A 16,849-nucleotide genomic window follows, 5' to 3' on the forward strand; every position below is an offset into this window, starting at 1 on the left:
GCCCGTACTGCAGGGCGCACTACCAAAAGGGGCCCTGCACCGTCGATGAACGCAGGGTGATAATGTCACCACGCCCCATTAGCATCGCTGATGCCGTGAGGGAACATGGACCTCAAGCAAATCCAGTACTTCATCGCACTATTCGAGGACGGCTCGGTCACCCGTGCCGCGAAGCGGCTGAACATCGTGCAACCGGCCCTGAGCATGCAGATCGCCAAGCTCGAGGACGAACTGCATCAACAGCTGTTCGAGCGCGGCGCGCACGGCATGGCGCCGACCGCCGCCGGACGGCTGATGTACCGCCTGTTTTTACCGATCGTGCGTGACCTTGCCCACGCACGGCAGCAACTCGTGCAGCGCGATGAAGTGGTGACGGGGCATGTCGGCATCGGGCTGATCGCATCGGTGACGGAAAGCGTGCTCGCGGATTCGCTGTCGCGCTTTCACGCGCGTTACCCCGATGTCGAAGTCACCGTCGCCGATGGCTACAGCGCGACCTTCATCGACTGGGTGGCGGGCGGGCAGCTCGATGCCGCCCTCATCAACAAGCCGCGCGCGCGCTTGTCGCTCGACTCGCGCCCGCTGCTCGACGAAGAGATGGTGCTAGCCACCAGCGCCGCGCATGGCCCCGACTTGCCGCATGCGATCGAACTCGCGCAATTGCCGGAACTGGAACTCGTGCTGCCCACCAAACGTCACGGCCTGCGCGGCGTGCTCGACAGCGCCGCGCAACACGAGGACGTGCTGCTTGCGCCGCGCTTCGAGATCGACGTGCTTTCGACGATTCTCAAGCTCGTCGAGCACACGCGCTTTGCGACGATTTTGCCGCGCATCGTCGTCGAGCGCGCCGCGCGGCACGGCACGTTGCGCGCGTACCCGATTCTGGCGCCTCGCATCGTGCGGCACATCGTCTGCGTGAATCATCCGCGCCGCCCGTTGAGCGCGGCGGCCGAAGCACTGATCGGGATCATCGGCGACGAGTTGCACCGCGCGTCGAGCCTGTCGGGCGACGAGCCCTCACACACCATCAAGGAACGATCTTCATGAACGCACGACACTGGATTGCCGGCGAATGGACCGGAACGCCCAACATCGACAGCATGGATCCCGCGACGGGCGAGGCCATCGGCCGGTTCGCCGACGGCGGATCGAGCGAAGCCGATGCCGCCATCGCCGCCGCTCGCCACGCGTTCGATCGCACGACATGGGCGCAGGACGCGCGCTTGCGCCAGGACGTGCTGCTCGGCTGGGCTTCGGCGCTCGAAGCCGAACGCGACATGCTCGCGACGCTGCTCACGCGCGAAAACGGCAAGGCGATCGCGCAATCGCGCGGCGAGATTGCCGGCGCGATATCGGAGGTGCGCTATTACGCGGGGCTCGCGCGCCATATTGCCGGGCACGTGCTCGAACCGGAACCGGGCACGATATCGACGATGCTGCGCGAAGCGGCTGGCGTTGCGGCGGTCATCGTGCCTTGGAATGCGCCCGCCGTGCTGCTCGTGCGCTCGCTCGCGCCCGCTCTCGCGGCCGGCTGCACGGCGATCGTCAAACCGGCGGCGCAAACGTCGCTGCTCACGGCCGCGATGCTGCGCTGCTTCGAACACACGGCGTTGCCTGAAGGCGCGGTGAACCTCGTCAACGAACGGGGATACGCGGCCAGCCAGCGGCTCGTCGATTCGCACGGCGTCGACGTGGTGAGCTTCACGGGATCGACGGCGACGGGCAAGAAGATCATGGCGGCCGCTGCCGACAGCATGAAGAAGCTGTCGCTCGAACTTGGCGGCAAGTCATGCTGCGTCGTCTTCGACGATGCCGATATCGCGGCGATCGCGCCGCGTCTCGCGCGCGCCGCGACGATCATCTCCGGGCAGCAATGCACGGCGGCGCGCCGGGTGCTGGTTCATGCGTCGCGCGCTGCGCAAATGCGCGAGCACCTCGCGTCGGCGCTTGCGTCGCTGCGGGTCGGACCGGGCATCGATCCGGCGACGGATATCGGCGCGCTCATCGACGGCACCACGCGCGATGCGGTGGCACGGACGATCGAGCGCGCGTGTGACACGGCCGAGCGTGTGCTGCTGCGAGGCACTCGCTCGGGGTACGCGTTTCTGTCGCCGACGCTCGTCGAGCATGACGATCCGAAGGCGTTCTTTTGTCAGGACGAGATCTTTGGCCCGTTCGTCACGCTGGAGGTCTTTGAGAACGAAATGGAAGCGATCGAGAAAGCCAACGACACGGTCTTCGGTCTCTCGGCGAGCGTATGGACGCACGACGGAGCGCGCGCATTGCGCGTCGCGCGTGCGCTGCGCAACGGCACGGTGTGGATCAACGACCACAACAAGCTTTTCGCCGAAGCCGAAACGGGCGGGTATCGCCAAAGCGGACTGGGTCGGCTGCACGGCTACGATGCGCTGGCGGACTTCACCGAGTTGAAGCACATCTGCATGCCGGCCGGCGTGGCGGAAGGCATCGCGCCGTTGCGGTGAAGGGCAGGGACAGGCGCCGTAAGGCGAGCGGTCCATCGCTTAACTGCTGGCGCAGGAAATCGACCGCCACGCGCACCTTCGCGGTGGACGGCCTGCGCTGAGTCCCGTCGAGGTAAGTCAGTCGTTGTCGGCGTCGGGGGCTCCGGTATCGAATCCGGCGGCCTCGCGCAGCGCTTGCAGCATCGCCCGCGCACCCGGTGAGAGCCGGTCCCCGCGCCGTGTGACGATGCCCGCCGGCCCGAGCTTCAGATCGAGCTCGAACGGCAACGGTTCGAGCGCGCCGGCAATGCAATACGGCCGCACCGGCTCGCGCGCAAGCGGCGCGATCATATCGCTGATCTGCAGCAGACTCGTAATGACAGGCAGCGATGAGCTCTCCACCACATCCGTCGGCAACGCGAGCTGCCGTTCGAGAAAAAGTTGCGTGAACTGATTGCGCATCACGTTGCCCTTGGGCGGCAGGATCCAGGTTTGCGGCGCCAGTTCGTTCCAACTGAGAGCCTTACGCCTGGCGAGCGGATGGCCAACGCGCGCGAACAGCGCATGCTGAGCTTCCGCGAGCGGGGCGTAGTGCAGTTCCGTCAGATCGTCCGGCTTGCGGATTCGCGCGACGATCATATCCAGCTTGCCTTCCTGCAAACGCTGCACCAGCACCTCGCTGAACTCCATCTCGATGTTGACGCGAATCTGCGGAAAGCGCTTCTTGAGTAGCGCCACGGCCTGCGGCACGACGTTGGTGGCCGCCGTGACCTCGGTGCCGATCATCGCCTGCCCGGTCAGGCCGGCTTTGAGCGCGGACACTTCGTCGTACGCGTGCTGCAACTCCGCCAGCACGCTGCGCGCATGGCGGATCAGCACCTCGCCGTACCAGGTGGGCTCGACACCGCGCGGATGGCGTTCGAACAATGGCACACCCATCGTCTCTTCCAGTTCCCGCAGCAACTTGGTCGCCCCGGGTTGGGTCATGTGCGTGGCGTCCGCCGCGCGCAATACCGAGCGATGCGTGTCGAGCTGAACGATCAGGGCCAATTGGCGCGTCTTCAGGCGCGAGGGGTCGAAGCGGCCCGGCGCGATGGCCCCCGCGCCGTCGACCGGATGAAGTGCCGAGCTCACGATGTCGCCTCCACGTATTCCGTATCGATATAGATCTTGCGTTATTTTTCATTATAAAAGCATATCGAACAATCCTACTATGCAGCAGTCGCCCTGCATTTCAAGGCGGGCGGTTTCCCATCATGGGCATCGAGACCGGCTGCATCCAGCATCCGCGCATGCAGCCGCACAGGAGGCGAAGAGGTAATGAACATCCGTACTGCAGACATCCCGCCGGAAGGCATCACCACCGACGAATTCCTCGGCCGCGTCGCCAAGGTCCGCAGCGCGCTCGACAAGGCGGGCCTGGTCGGCCTGCTTGCATTCGGCGATTGCTGGCGTGGCGCGAACATCGGCTACTTCACCGAGTTCCGCCCGCTCGACGGCGTATCGGACATTGCCAATGCGATCCTGCTGCTGCCGGTGGACGGCGACCCCGTGCTGTTCGTGTCGGATCAATGCTTCGATTACGCGACGAGCGTGACCGCCTTCGAGGTGCGCAGTCTGCGTGAAGTCACGCAACAGGTGCAGGCCTTTTCTGCGCGGCACCGCAGCGGCACGGTCGGCCTCGCTGGCGCCGCCTATATCCCCGCGGACCTGTTGCAGCGCCTGAACGCCGGTCTCGGCGAACTGAAGCTCGAACCGACGATGGTGCTGGCCGAAATCAAGGCGATCAAGAGCGAGCCCGAGGTCGCGCTGATGCGCAAAGCCGCGGCCTTGACCGATTCGGCGATGGCCGCGATTCGCGACGCGCTCGCCGAGGGCCGTCCCTACACCGAGCGCGAACTCGCTTTAATCGCCGACCGCGCGATGCTCGCGGGAGGCGCGGACCGGACCGCGTTCGATTCGATGGTGCAATCCGGTCCGCGCTCGGCGTATAACCTGGCGCGCCCCACCGACCGCATCCTGCAACCGGGCGACCTCATCATGACCGACATCGGTGCGCGTTATCGTGGGTACGTGGCCGACGGCGGACGCGGTTTTACCTACGGTCCGGCGAATCCAGAGAAGATGGCGATCGTCGCGGCAGCGGCGCGCGCGGTCGAAGCGGGGCTGGCCGCCGCGCGTCCCGGCATGGCGGCCATGGAGTTGAACGCGGTGATCCAGCAGGCGCTGGTGAAGTCGAACTACGAGCAATACTCGAGCGAAGCGCGCGGCCATGGCACCGGTCACGGCACCGGCATGGACCCGGAAGAAGAAGCGCCGTGGATCGGGCCGGGCAACAGGACCGTGCTGCAGGAAAACATGGTCTTTACGCTGAAGGCGACGATCACGGTGCCGAACGTCGGCGGCCTGCGCACGGAACGTATCGTGCGGTTGACTTCGGGCGGCGTCGAAACGCTCGACCATTTCCCGATGGAACTGCACTGGTGAGCACAGTGAACTGATCGTAACGTGCGGGCGGCCCCGCGCCGCCGACACGCAGCAGTTCAAAACATAGATTCCCAGAGAAGGGAGGAGACGTGAAAACATCGCCCATTTCATCCGGCAACGCGCCGGTTATCAGCCGGTCGGCCGTCAACCGTGTGCTGGTCGCCTCGGTGGTCGGGACCGCCATCGAGTGGTACGACTTTTTTCTCTATGCCACCGCTTCGGCGCTGGTCTTCGCCAAGCTGTTCTTTCCCTCGTTCGATCCGATGGTCGGCACCATCGCGGCGTTCGGAAGTTTTGCGGTCGGCTATCTCGCCCGGCCCTTCGGCGCCGTGTTTTTCGGGCACTTCGGCGATCGCATCGGACGTAAGGCGACGCTCGTCGCGACGCTGACGATCATGGGCGTCGGCACCTTCGTGATCGGCCTGCTGCCGACTTACGCCTCGATCGGCGTCTGGGCGCCGATGCTGCTGGTCGCGATGCGCTTCCTGCAAGGGCTCGGCGTCGGCGGCGAATGGGGCGGCGCGGTGCTGATGGTGGTCGAAACGGCACCGGCCAGAAAGCGTGGTTTCTTCGGCGCGTTCCCGCAGTTGGGCGTGCCGCTCGGGTTGATGCTCTCGACCGCCGTGTTCAAAGCCGTCTCGAGTCTGCCGTCGCAGGCGTTCTATTCCTGGGGATGGCGCCTGCCGTTCCTGCTGAGCGTCGCGCTGATCGCGATCGGCCTGTTCATCCGCCTGCGCGTCATGGAGTCGCCGGTATTCGAACAGATCAAGGCGAGCAGGCAGGTCGTGAAAGCGCCGCTGATCGAATTGCTGCGCCGGCATCCGAAAGACCTCGTGCTGACGATCGGCACGCGCTTCGCGGTCGACATCACCTTCAACGTGATCAACGTGTTCGTGCTGGTGTACGGAACGACGCGGCTCGGCTTGTCGCGCGGACTGCTGCTGAACGCCATCATTGTGGGCTGCGTGGTTGCGCTGTTCACGCTGCCGCTGTTCGGCAAGCTGTCGGACGCTATCGGACGCCGGACCGTCTTCATGCTCGGCGCGGTATTCGTGGCAATCTATGGATTCGCGTTCTTCCCGTTGCTCGAGACACGCAATCCGACTTTGATTTTCGTGGCGTACGTCTGCGGCATCGCGTTGAGCCAGGCGTCGGTGTACGGCGTGCAATCGACGTGGTTCGCGGAACTGTTCGGGACCCGGGTGCGTTATACAGGTGCTTCGCTGCCGTATCAGATCGCCGGCATCATCACGTCGGGACCGACGCCATTGATCGCCACCTATCTGTTCGCGACGTATGGCCAGACGCTGCCCATTTCGATCTATATCGCGGCGACAGGATTGCTGAGCCTCGCGTGCGCGTTTTTCCTCGCAGAGACTTTCAGGCGCGATCTGTCCGCCGAGCCGGGAGATGAGGCGGCCGCGGCGCCGGGCGCGCGAGCGTCCGCGCACTCGCCGCATCCTCTGGCGCGGTGAGTGCAAATCGATCCGGTTGCTGTGCCGTCCGGGACCTGATCATTTTCGGTGCTGGAGCGGCAGCCCGGCGAGGGGGCGGGCGAACTCGCTAACGCGGGTGGAATGGAAGCCTCGTCGGCCCGTTCGCTGATTTACGCATCGCTTACCGGCCCCATGGCGCGGGCAAGCGCAAGCCGTTTTGCAAGGGCTTCGTATAGAGCGCGCACGCCGAATCGCCAAGGCGCGATTTCGGTTGACGACTGCACGGTGTTGACCAGTGCGCCGAGCTCCGGCGTTGCAATAGTCACCTTGTCTCCGAGGTGATGCGTGAAGCCACTGCCCGGAGCATGCCGGTCTTTAATCGGGGAGAACATCGTGCCGAGAAACAGCATGAAGCCGTCGGGATACTGGTGATGTGGGCCGGCAGTCTGAGCGACGAGTTCCTCCGGGTCACGGCTGATCTCGCGCATGTGGCTCACGCCTTCGAGAATGAATCCGTCGTCCGCGCCTTCTATCCTCAGCGACACGCTGGCCGCACGCACCGAGTCCATCGTGAAGCGATCATCGAACAAGCGGACAAAAGGACCAGTCGCGCATGAGCCGTTGTTGTCTTTCGCCTTGCCGAGCAGCAACGCACTGCGGCCCTCGATGTCGCGCAGATTGACGTCGTTGCCAAGGGTTGCTCCGACGATCGTTCCGCGGCTGTTTACCGCCAGCACGATTTCCGGCTCGGGATTGTTCCAGTGGGAGGCCGGGTGAAGCCCGACGTCCGCGCCGTAGCCGACTGCCGACATCGGTTGAGACTTGGTGAACACCTCTGCGTCAGGCCCAATGCCGACCTCCATATATTGCGACCATGCACCGCGCCGTTCCAGTTCCCGCTTCAGACTGTCGGCGGCTGGCGTGCCGGGGCGAATTCTGGAGAGATCAGTGCCGATCAGTTGCGCGATCGTCGCGCGCACCGTGTCGGCTTGCGTCGCGTCGCCGGCAGCCTGTTCTTCGATGACCCGTTCGAGCAGGCTCACGGCAAAGGTCACGCCACATGCCTTGATAGCCTGAAGATCGCATGGCGCGAGCAATGCCTGGCCGATGTTCTCGACGGGACCGAGCGCCTCGCCCTCGACGTGACGTGCAAACTCCAACAGGTCCACGCGCTCGAACAGATCGGAGCTCGTCGGCGCCGACGCCGTGATGTCGTAGACCTGACCGGCACGAACAACGACGACCGACGGCCCGTCTATCGGCGCGTCTCGCCAGATGCGTCCGACCAGCAACGCATCGGGTAGGTCAGCAGGTACGAAAGGCGGAAGATCGTTCGATATCATGGACGGATTGGCTAGCGAGGGTTCGGAACCGCGCGGCAGGGGTGCTTCCGGCGAGCGATACGCGTTGCGTGCCGGGCCGAAGCTTGCCTGGCAACATCACGCGACTCAGCGCTTCGGCGAAGAAGAAATCGCCGAACATCGTCGCGCCATCGACGCCTTCATTGTGCGGCTTCGAATAGCAGGAATTTCTCAGGAGTCCGCGATGCGCAGATTCGTAGGCAAACTCGTCACGACACAGAGCTTCGAGCATCGCAAGTCCGTGTTCTCGCCAGTGAACCGAACTGGCCGGATCGGGATGCAGACGGCCCAGCTCGATCAGCGCTGACGCCATCACCGCTGCTGCGGCAGTGTCCTTGATTTTCGCGTCCGCGCCAGTGGCGTCGAAATCCCACGGTGGCACCAGACGTCCATCGAGCCGGCGCAGATAGTACGCCCCCAGGCGCCCTGCAAGATCCAGCCAGATGCGCTTGCCGGTTTCACGCGCCGTGTTCACGTAGCCATAGACGGCCCACGCCTGGCCCCGGCTCCACGCCGATTCGTCGAATGCGCCCTGAAACGTGTAGCCGCGCCGACGCTCACCGGTTGTTACGTCGTACTCGACCGCGTGATAAGTCGAACCGTCCGGGCGGATAAACGACTTCGCGGTCATGACGGAATGTGCTTCGGCGGCGAGGCGATAACTGCCGTCCCCGGAATGGTTGGCCGCCCAGTAAAGCAACGATAGATTAGCCATCGTGTCGATAGCTGAAGCGCTGCGTCCGCGCGGATCGTCGAGCGGGCCCCAGGAGGCGAGATAGGCGCCACTGTGCGTGGTGACGAGACGGGCGCGCAATTTGTCCGCGGCTTCCATTGCAATTTGCGCGTACCACGGGTCGCGGGTGATTTCATAACCGGGCACGGCGCTGCTGTCGAAGATGAAGCCAATGTCGTGCGTGTTGGGGTCCTGCGCGCGCTGCGCGACGAGGCGCATGCGCTCGCGGGCCCACGAGAGGTATTTGTCCTCGCCGGTGTGCAAATACGACGTCAGCAGAAGTCCGACCCAGAAGCCACAAAACCAGTTGCCGTGGCTCCAGGTTGAACCGCTGTAGCCTGCGGACAGCGACGCCGGGAGCAGCACCCACTTTCCATCGGCCGCCGTGATCTGAGGGAATTCGACGCCGAGCGTCGGCTCGTCCTCAGCAACTTTGGCTGCCATGCGGTCGAGGACGCCGGTGAAGAGCGCGGACCGTTCAGAGGACAACCCTTGATCTTGGTACGAAGCATTCACGCCTTTTCTCTCCTGATTGCTTTCACGTTTCCCGAGTGACGGGGACACGCAAATTCTAGGAGCGCGGCGGTTCCGGCAGTTAGGACGAAGTGCGGCTTATGTTGGACTTTTCTACGCGCACCGGCGTGTGTCGAGCCACTGCTTCAGATGCTCAGTTTTTCCAGGCTGCGGCGGAAGTCGATGGGCGAGCGGCCCGTATGCTTGCGAAAACATCGGCTGAAGTAGGCCGGGTCGTCGAACGCAAGCTGTGTTGCGATCTCGGCCACATTGACCTCGGAATGCAGCAGCAGACGCTTCGCTTCCAGCATCACGCGTTCACGAATCAGCTTGGCTGCGGTGCTGCCGAGCGCCTGGCGCGTCGCATCGTTCAGCGCTCGTTCCGTGACGTTCAGCAGGCAGGCGTAGCGAGCGACGTCGTGGATCGTGGCGAAATGTTTTTCCAGCAGGCTCTTGAAGCGTCGCGACAACAGCACGCTACGCGACGAATTGACCTCGGTGACGGCGTCGCCGCCGAGGCGCGCGGACTTGATGAGCAGAACCCGCAGATACGACCAGATCACGTCCTCGTAGCCAGCCTCTTCACCCTGATATTCCGCATTGATTCCATCCAGCACACGGCGAAGGTCCTGAGCCTGTGCGTCGCTCATATAAACCGTATTCGGAATTCGCTCGAAATCGTAGACGGGAATCTCGGTCTGCGAATGGCGGTTCTGCACCTTGAACGCGAAAAATTCGGACGAGAAACTGATCGCGTGCCCGATGGTGTCTTCGGACAACGCGAAATCGTGGATCTGGCCAGGGGCCATGAAAAACAGCGTATTGGGCCGCACCTCGTAGCGAATCGAGTCGATGATGTGGTGACCGCTGCCCGACTCGACCCAGACGATGTGATAGAACTCGTGCCGATGAGGATACGGCAACGTCGATTTCATATCTTCGAGAGGCGCGAGATGAAAATCGATCGACTTGATTCTCGACCCATACTCGTAGTGCGCGATCTTGAAGACCGGCAACTCACAACCACAACTGCTAGGCATCTGACTTGTCTCCTGCATCCAGCGCACTTCTCAGGCTCGCCTAGCCAGTTGCCCCCCAGCCAAGTCAAGCCTGCTGTTTCTCCTTCGCCCGTTCGGCATCGAAAGTAGTCTAATTGTAATTGGCAAAGCGGCGTGACGGCTGTTGCCGAAAACCCGCACAGGTTCGGCCTCGCGTGCTGATTGTCAGCTCATTACGTCTGCTGATTGGAAACGCAATTCCTTCAGCGCCGACAGTCCGGTCAGCACCGGCTTGCCGTCCTGATTGCGAACCATCGTGTCCATCACGAGGATGCGCTTGGCGGGTTTCTTCTCGACCACGGTCACATGGATTTTGATCGTATCGTCGATGAAGACGGGTCCGAGAAAGCGCAACTCCTGCCCGACGTAGACGAAGCCGGGACCGGTCAAGCCGGTATGCGTCGTCGACACCAATGCCGCGGTCAGCAGGCCGTGCGCCACGCGCTGGCCGAATGGCGTGCGTGCCGCGAAGTGGGGATCCATATGCAACGGATTCAGGTCGCCCGACAGATGGCCGAAAGCGTTCACGTCACTTTCCGCGATGGTATGCACGAGGATCTGGCAGCGGCCAATCTCGATATCGTCGAAACGCAGCATCTCGTGGCACCGATTCGGATGAGTGTTCATGCGGTTCTCCGCTCGGTCAACGCTGTGCCGGCTTCAACCAGCGCATTGATTTCGTGCGGCTCGTAGCCGAGTTCGGCGAGCACCTCACGGGTGTGCTCGCCTTGCCGCGGCGGCTGGCGGGTGAGCGGCGGTGCTGCGCCGTCGTATCGAACCGGATGCGCGAGCAAGCGAACCGGCCCGGCCTGCGGATGGTCGACCTCCATGATGATGTGGTTGTGCGCCACTTGCGGGTCGGCCTCGACCTGATCGTAATCGTTCACGGGCGCGTACCAGACGTCGTGCTCGTCGAAGGTCGTCATCCAGTCCGCCGTCGTGCGCGTGGTCAGCGCGTCGTACACGATGCGGTTCAATTCGTCGCGGCGGCGCACGTTGTCCTTGGGGTGCGAAAACCCGGCGAGCGTGGGCTGAGACAAGGCCGCCGCCAGCTTTTCAGTGGGCGTCAGCGAAACGGCGATCCAGCCGTCGAGCGTCCGGTAAATCCCGTAGGGCGCCGGATGGAACCGGCTGCCGGTCGGCGGGTTTGTGCGCGGCCAGAGCGGCCCCTTGTTCAGGTAGTAGGTGAACGGCTCGATCTGAAGATCGAGCGCCGCGTTGAGCAGATTGCTTTCGACCAGCGTGCCTTTGCCGGTACGTTCACGCGCCTGCAACGCCGCGACGACGCCGAAGGCTGCCAACGCCGCCGCGTGCTGGTCGACGATCGCGGAGCCGACTGGTGTGGGCGGGGAATCGGCGTCGCCGGAGAGCATCGTCATGCCGCTGATCGCCTGCAGCAGCAGATCCTGCCCTGGCCGCTTCAGATATGGCCCGGATGACCCGTAGCCGGTGCACGAACAGTACACGAGCCTCGGATTGATCTCGCGGACATCGTCGTAACCGAAGCCCATGCGCTGCAGGACGCCTGGGCGGTAGTTTTCGATCAGGACATCGGCTTCCTTGATCAGCCGCCAGACGATCTCTCTCGCGCGCTCGTCTCGGAGATCCAGCGAGATGCTGCGCTGATTGCGGTTGCCGAGCAGGAAAAACATGCTCACACCTTCGACATACGCATCGAAACCGGTCCAGCTTCGCTCGAACGCGCCGCCCGGCGGTTCGATCTTGATCACGTCCGCGCCGACGTCGGCCAACATCTGCACGGCAGCGGGGCCCTGTAAGAAGTGAGTAAAACTTACTACCTTGATGCCTTCCAGCATGACTCGTCTCCTGAGCGCGTGTTCCTATCTGTTTGACTGATCGCTCAGGCAAGCAGGTTTCGCGAAATGATCATCCTTTGAATCTCCGAGGTCCCCTCGACGATCTCCAGAACCTTGGCGTCGCCGAATGCGCGCGACACCGGGTACTCGCTCATCACGCCGTAGCCGCCGTGTATCTGCAACGCCTGATGAGCCGCCTCCATCGCGCGCTCGGTGGCGAAGAGCTTGGCCATCGACGCCTGTTGATCGAAGCGAACGCCCGCATCTTTCAGCGCGGCGGCATCGTAGAGCATCAGCCGCGCGGCGTGCGCGTGGGCCGCCATGTCGGCGATCTTGAACTGCAGCGCCTGGAACTCGGCGATCGGCTTGCCGAACGCGCGCCGCTCCTTCATGTACGCGATCGACCGATCCAGCGACCCTTGCAGGATGCCCAGCGCGAGCGCGCCGATCAGGATTCGGCCCGTGCTGATCTGGGCGAGCGTCTGTCGTAAGCCCGCACCGCGTTCGCCGAGCAGGTTGGCGGCCGGAATCGCGCAGCGCTCGAAGAACAACTCGTAGGTGCTCGATGCGCGCCAGCCGATCTTGCGCAGTTTGCGTCCGTAGCTGAAACCGGGGGTGCCGTTGGGCACGATGAAGTTGGAAATTTCCTTGCGGCCGTCGGGGCGCGTTCCCGTTACCGCGGCGATGACGACCGGTCCGGTCACTTCCGTGCCGGAGTTGCTAATGAAGGTCTTTGATCCATCGATAATCCATCGGTCGCCTTCCAGCGTCGCACGCGTCGCGATGTTAGCCGCGTCGGAGCCCGCGTTGGGCTCCGATAATCCGATCGCGCCGACCTTGCGGCCGTCGAGAATAGGGCGCAAATAGCGGTCCTTCTGCTCATCGGTGCCATAGTTGGAGAGCAGGCTCGCGACCGTCGAATTGGCCATCAGCGAATTGGCGATTGCGCAATCCACCCGTGCAAGTTCTTCCAGCACGATCACATAGGAAAGCCATTCGCCACCGCCGCCACCCCAACTCTCCGGATAGGGCAGGCCGGCGAAGCCAAGCTCGCCGGCACGCTTCCAGATGTCGTAAGGAAAGGCTTCGGCTTCCCAGAGCTCTTCCGAGACAGGAGCGATTTCGTTTTCCGCAAAACGGCGCACGGCGTCTCGTATCGCGGTGTGTTGTTCGTTTAACCAATGCGGCATGTTCGATTCCGTGAAAAGCGGGAGAGATTAAAGGCAGTGCGCTGGGTTACAGCACCTTCAGATAGGTATCGCCGGATGCGACCACCGTGCCGTCCTGGCGCGTGACCTCTGCTCTGAACACGCATACGTTGCGATCGTCGTCCTTCTCGCGCAGCGTGAGCCGGGCAGTGACGGTGTCGCCGATAAATACCGGCGCGTTGAACGTGATGTCGTAGCGGTAGGAAACCGCACCAGGGCTCGGCGCCTTTTGCGCCATATAGCCCATCACAGTCGATAAGAAGCCGACCGACAGACATCCTTGCGCGATGCGCTTTTCGAAACGCGTGGTTTTGGCGAATTCCTCGTTCAAATGCACGGCATAGAAATCGCCGACGATCCCGGCGAAACCGTAGATATCGAATTCGGTGACGGTCTTGGCGAAATCGGCAGTGTCGCCGAGCGCGTAACAATCCATGTGCGGGCGTTTGGCCATGGTGGTTCTGACGGTGAGAGTGGGTTGAGAAGCCTGCCTGTTCCTCGTTGATTGGGGCCGGCAGGCATGACTCAAATCTAATCAGTGCGGGTTGCTGACCGTTAGGACGGTTTGGGGGAATGCTTGGACTTTTTTGACCGCACGCACGCGGTGATTTCAGTCTTCACCTGATCCGCAAGGCGCCCGCGGATAGCCCCCGCTGTGCCCTTCGCCAGTATCGCCAAGGGTCTTCCGCCGTGTGCGCCGGATCAATCGCCGGACAGTCCGGGAAACGCTTGCTATCGAAGACGCCGTAAAAAAGTACAAGAAATCGGGCGACCGGTCCTAACGCCCGTTGCGTGCACTCACGAATACTTGAAGCGCCTGCTGACGGATCGACCTGACGCGGAGCGAAGACTAAATTCCAGTACGGAAGGAGACGAAATGAAAGCATTCTTGAGCGCGCGCCGCGCAGGACGCGCCATCATGGTAGGTACGCTGCTCGCGGCAGGCGTCGTTGTCGCAGGCGTCGCTCGCGCCGACGACCCGATCGTCATGAAGCTGGGCCACACCCTGGCTCCGAACAATCACTATCAGCTGACTGCCCAGGTGTTCGCCAAGGAGGTCGCGCAGCGAACCCACGGCAAGGTCAAGATCGAGATCTTTCCGCAGTCACAGCTCGGCGGCGAAGTGCAGATGGCGCAAGCGCTGCGCACCGGCACGCAGGAGCTCATGATTTCCGCACAGGCGCCGATCGGAAACACGATCAGGCAATGGCAGATCTTCGATACGCCTTATCTCTTTAGCAGCATCGACGACGCCAACCGGGTTCTGCAAGGACCGGTCGGCCGCAAGTTCCTCGACATGATGCCGGCCGTCAACATGATCGGCCTGACGTGGCTATCGGTGGGCGAACGCAATTTGTTCACGGCTAAGAAGTCCGTCGGCTCGCTCGGTGACATGAAGGATATGAAAGTGCGAGTGATGCAGAGCCCCGGCTATATCACGGGCTATAAGGCACTGGGCGCAAACCCGACGCCGTTGCCTTATAACCAGTTATTTCTGGCGCTTTCGCAAGGTCTGGTGGACGGCGGCGACACGTCACCGGAGCAGTTCATCCAGGACAAGTTCTCGGATGTCGCGAAGCATTACTACCTGACCCACGTGAACTACTTGCCCGTGGTGCTGGCAATGAGCAAGAGCGCCTGGACGCGTCTTTCGCCTGACGAGCAGAAGGCGTTTCAGGCGGCTGCCGCCGTCGCCGCTGACTATGACATGAAAGAATACAAGCGCGAGTATGACGACGCGCTAACAACGATGAAGAAGAACGGCACCCAGGTGACCGAGATAAACACCGCGCCGTGGGCCGCAGCAACCGAAAAGGCGCGCGACGGCCTGCTCAGTGGCATTCCGGATGGCAAGGCGCTTTATCGGGAAATCGAAGCAGCCGACCAGTCCGCTGTCGCTTCGAAATGAACGGGGAGCGCCATGGAAAAGCTTGCGCGTAGTCTCCTGTTTATCGACGACCTGGTTCTGAAGATCACGCTGTTCCTATGCGGTGGACTGCTTCTCACGATGGTGTGCGTCGCTGGCCTCGGCGTGGTCTTTCGCTTCATCCTGCAGGACTCGCTGTCGTGGTCCGACGAACTCGCGGCTTATCTGTTCGTGTGGCTCACGTGCCTCGGTGCGGCGGCAGGAGCCAAGCTGCGGGTTCATCCGGAGGTGCGGGTACTGGCCGACCGTTGTCCGCCCATCTTCGCGCAGACACTGGCGGACCTTACCGACTGCGTAGTCCTCGCGCTCGGCGTGGTGTTCGTCATGTACGGTGGAGAGATGCTGGAGCTGATGGGCACGGAAACAGCGACCTCTTTGCCAGTTTCCATGGTCTACCCGTATCTCTCGATTCCCGTCTGCGGCGCGCTGCTGGTCTTTCATTCCGCGGTGCGAATCGCGGTTTCCCATCTCGCGCCCGGCGCGCAAACGAGGCCCTCTCTGTTGCAGGGCGTCTCCGAACATATCTGAGGTGAATCAACATGTGGGCACTCGCTCTAGGCGCCGGATTGCTCGGCTTCGGTGTACCGGTGGCCATTTGCATCGGCATTGCGGCGACGATTGCATTGACGCTGAATGGAACCCCGCTGCTGGTGATTCCGCAGCAGCTATTTGCGAACCTGAATAACGTCGGCCTGCTGGCCATCCCGTTCTTCATGTTGACTGGCGCCATCATGGATGCGGGTGGTGTCTCGCGCCGGATCATCGACTTTTCGCAGGCGCTTGTCGGGTTTATGCGTGGCGGCATCGGCCAGGTGACGATCGTTGCCAGCATGTTCTTCGCCGACCTCTCCGGTTCGGCGACTGCGGACACCGCAGCGATCGGCTCGGTCATGATTCCGGGGATGGTCAAGCAGGGCTATTCACGCGCGTTCGCAGTGGCGCTGCAGTCGGCGGCGGGCTCGCTCGGACTGCTGTCGCCCGTGTCGATGAGCATGCTGGTGTATGCGTACACCGCTAACGTGTCCGTCGGCACGATGTTCGTCGCGGGGATCGTGCCGATGCTGCTGGTGGTGATTTCCTTCATGCTCGTGAACTACGTCACTGCCGTGCGCCAGAACTATACGGCCGTCGAACCGTTTTCCGCCGCGCGGCTGTGGACCACGTTCAGACAGGCGATCCTGGCACTGCTGACTCCTGTGATCATTCTGGGCGGCATTCTCGGCGGCATCTTCACCCCGGTTGAGGCAGGCGTCATCGCGGCGGTCTATGTGACGCTGGTGAGCGCCTTCGTTTTCAAGTCGCTCAGGCTGTCGCACTTCAGGGAAATACTCACGCGCACTGCTATCAATACCACGCGGGTATCGTTTCTTCTCGGGCTCGCGTTCGTGCTCGGCCGCTATCTGATCGAGGCGCAAATCCCGCTGCACGTCGCCAACAGCTTTCTCGCCGTGACGACCAGCGCGTTCGTATTGCTGATCCTGATCAATCTCTTCCTTCTGGCAGCCCATACGGTACTGGAAACGATCTCGAGTATCGCGGTGGTGATCCCCGTGTTCCTGCCGCTCGTCGCGCAGATGCATATCGACCCGGTGGTGTTCGGCGTCATCGTACTGATCAACTCGGCCATCGGCATCAACCTGCCACCGATCGGCTTTTGCCTCTTTACGGCTGCATCGATCGGCGGCGTGTCCGTCGAAAAAGCGACTCGGGCGATCCTGCCGTTCATCTTCGCGCTGACGGTCGACCTGCTGCTGATCATCGTCTTCCCGCATATCCCACGGTTCCTGCCGAACCTGCTGGCAATCAAATAACACGAGGAGAATGGGCCACCGGCCGCACGCGCCCGG

General features: G+C 62.6%; 15 protein-coding genes. 7 read left to right on the plus strand and 8 right to left on the minus strand.

Translation table 11 applies throughout. The features are described 5' to 3' along the window. Positions 1–105 precede the first annotated feature (105 nt). Together VSR82_RS26235 and VSR82_RS26240 are read left to right on the plus strand one after the other, a co-directional pair. Positions 106–1,047 (plus strand): LysR family transcriptional regulator, encoded by a 942-nt coding sequence (locus tag VSR82_RS26235; protein WP_429462232.1) that lies wholly within the window; start codon positions 106–108, stop codon positions 1,045–1,047. Next, a complete protein-coding gene (locus VSR82_RS26240; RefSeq protein WP_429462234.1) occupies positions 1,044–2,483 on the plus strand; it encodes an aldehyde dehydrogenase family protein in 1,440 nt (479 codons plus the stop codon). Before VSR82_RS26235 ends, VSR82_RS26240 begins: the two co-directional genes overlap by 4 nt. 117 nt (positions 2,484–2,600) lie before the next feature. On the opposite strand, the gene VSR82_RS26245 is transcribed toward VSR82_RS26240, so the two are convergent. After that, positions 2,601–3,596, minus strand: a complete 996-nt coding sequence (locus tag VSR82_RS26245; protein ID WP_429462236.1) for a LysR substrate-binding domain-containing protein — start codon at positions 3,594–3,596, stop codon at positions 2,601–2,603. Positions 3,597–3,782: 186 nt separating this feature from the next. Between VSR82_RS26245 and VSR82_RS26250 the strand changes: the two genes are divergently transcribed. Both VSR82_RS26250 and VSR82_RS26255 read left to right on the plus strand, forming a co-directional pair. Next, positions 3,783–4,949, plus strand: coding sequence for a M24 family metallopeptidase (locus tag VSR82_RS26250; protein WP_429462239.1), 1,167 nt, complete (start codon positions 3,783–3,785; stop codon positions 4,947–4,949). Positions 4,950–5,038: 89 nt separating this feature from the next. Next, positions 5,039–6,424 (plus strand): MFS transporter, encoded by a 1,386-nt coding sequence (locus VSR82_RS26255; protein WP_429462241.1) that lies wholly within the window; start codon positions 5,039–5,041, stop codon positions 6,422–6,424. Positions 6,425–6,555: 131 nt separating this feature from the next. On the opposite strand, the gene VSR82_RS26260 is transcribed toward VSR82_RS26255, so the two are convergent. From VSR82_RS26260 to VSR82_RS26290, 7 genes are all read right to left on the minus strand, one after another. Beyond that, on the minus strand, positions 6,556–7,728 hold the full coding sequence (locus tag VSR82_RS26260) for a fumarylacetoacetate hydrolase family protein (protein WP_429462243.1): 1,173 nt from the start codon (positions 7,726–7,728) through the stop codon (positions 6,556–6,558). Next, a complete protein-coding gene (locus VSR82_RS26265) occupies positions 7,691–8,995 on the minus strand; it encodes a glycoside hydrolase family 88 protein (protein ID WP_498858220.1) in 1,305 nt (434 codons plus the stop codon). The genes VSR82_RS26260 and VSR82_RS26265 overlap by 38 nt, the downstream gene beginning before the upstream one ends. Positions 8,996–9,138: 143 nt before the next feature. After that, on the minus strand, positions 9,139–10,032 hold the full coding sequence (locus VSR82_RS26270) for a helix-turn-helix domain-containing protein (protein WP_410848489.1): 894 nt from the start codon (positions 10,030–10,032) through the stop codon (positions 9,139–9,141). Between the two features lie 183 nt (positions 10,033–10,215). Next, entirely contained in the window at positions 10,216–10,677 is a 462-nt protein-coding gene (locus tag VSR82_RS26275) for a MaoC family dehydratase (protein ID WP_368581600.1), read from the minus strand. Further along, on the minus strand, positions 10,674–11,867 hold the full coding sequence (locus tag VSR82_RS26280) for a CaiB/BaiF CoA transferase family protein (RefSeq protein WP_429462247.1): 1,194 nt from the start codon (positions 11,865–11,867) through the stop codon (positions 10,674–10,676). The genes VSR82_RS26275 and VSR82_RS26280 overlap by 4 nt, the downstream gene beginning before the upstream one ends. Before the next feature lie 44 nt (positions 11,868–11,911). Continuing rightward, complete coding sequence (locus VSR82_RS26285; protein ID WP_408237611.1) at positions 11,912–13,057, minus strand: acyl-CoA dehydrogenase family protein; 1,146 nt, start codon at positions 13,055–13,057, stop codon at positions 11,912–11,914. Positions 13,058–13,103: 46 nt separating this feature from the next. Further along, positions 13,104–13,529 carry a MaoC family dehydratase gene (locus VSR82_RS26290; RefSeq protein WP_013093447.1) on the minus strand — a complete coding sequence of 142 codons (426 nt, stop codon included), beginning with the start codon at positions 13,527–13,529 and terminating at the stop codon, positions 13,104–13,106. A 465-nt stretch (positions 13,530–13,994) separates the two neighbouring features. On the opposite strand from VSR82_RS26290, the gene VSR82_RS26295 reads away from it, so the two are divergent. From VSR82_RS26295 to VSR82_RS26305, 3 genes are read left to right on the plus strand one after another with little or no spacing between them, the layout of a single operon-like run. Then, the gene (locus tag VSR82_RS26295; protein ID WP_498858221.1) at positions 13,995–14,984 is read left to right on the plus strand and encodes a TRAP transporter substrate-binding protein; all 990 of its coding nucleotides are present in this window, start codon (positions 13,995–13,997) and stop codon (positions 14,982–14,984) included. Between the two features lie 12 nt (positions 14,985–14,996). Beyond that, complete coding sequence (locus tag VSR82_RS26300; RefSeq protein WP_129961552.1) at positions 14,997–15,530, plus strand: TRAP transporter small permease; 534 nt, start codon at positions 14,997–14,999, stop codon at positions 15,528–15,530. An 11-nt stretch (positions 15,531–15,541) separates the two neighbouring features. Beyond that, positions 15,542–16,813, plus strand: coding sequence for a TRAP transporter large permease (locus VSR82_RS26305; RefSeq protein ID WP_429462254.1), 1,272 nt, complete (start codon positions 15,542–15,544; stop codon positions 16,811–16,813). The last annotated feature ends 36 nt before the right edge of the window (positions 16,814–16,849 follow it).

This window comes from Burkholderia sp. JPY481 (assembly GCF_038900515.1).
Lineage (GTDB): Bacteria > Pseudomonadota > Gammaproteobacteria > Burkholderiales > Burkholderiaceae > Paraburkholderia > Paraburkholderia youngii.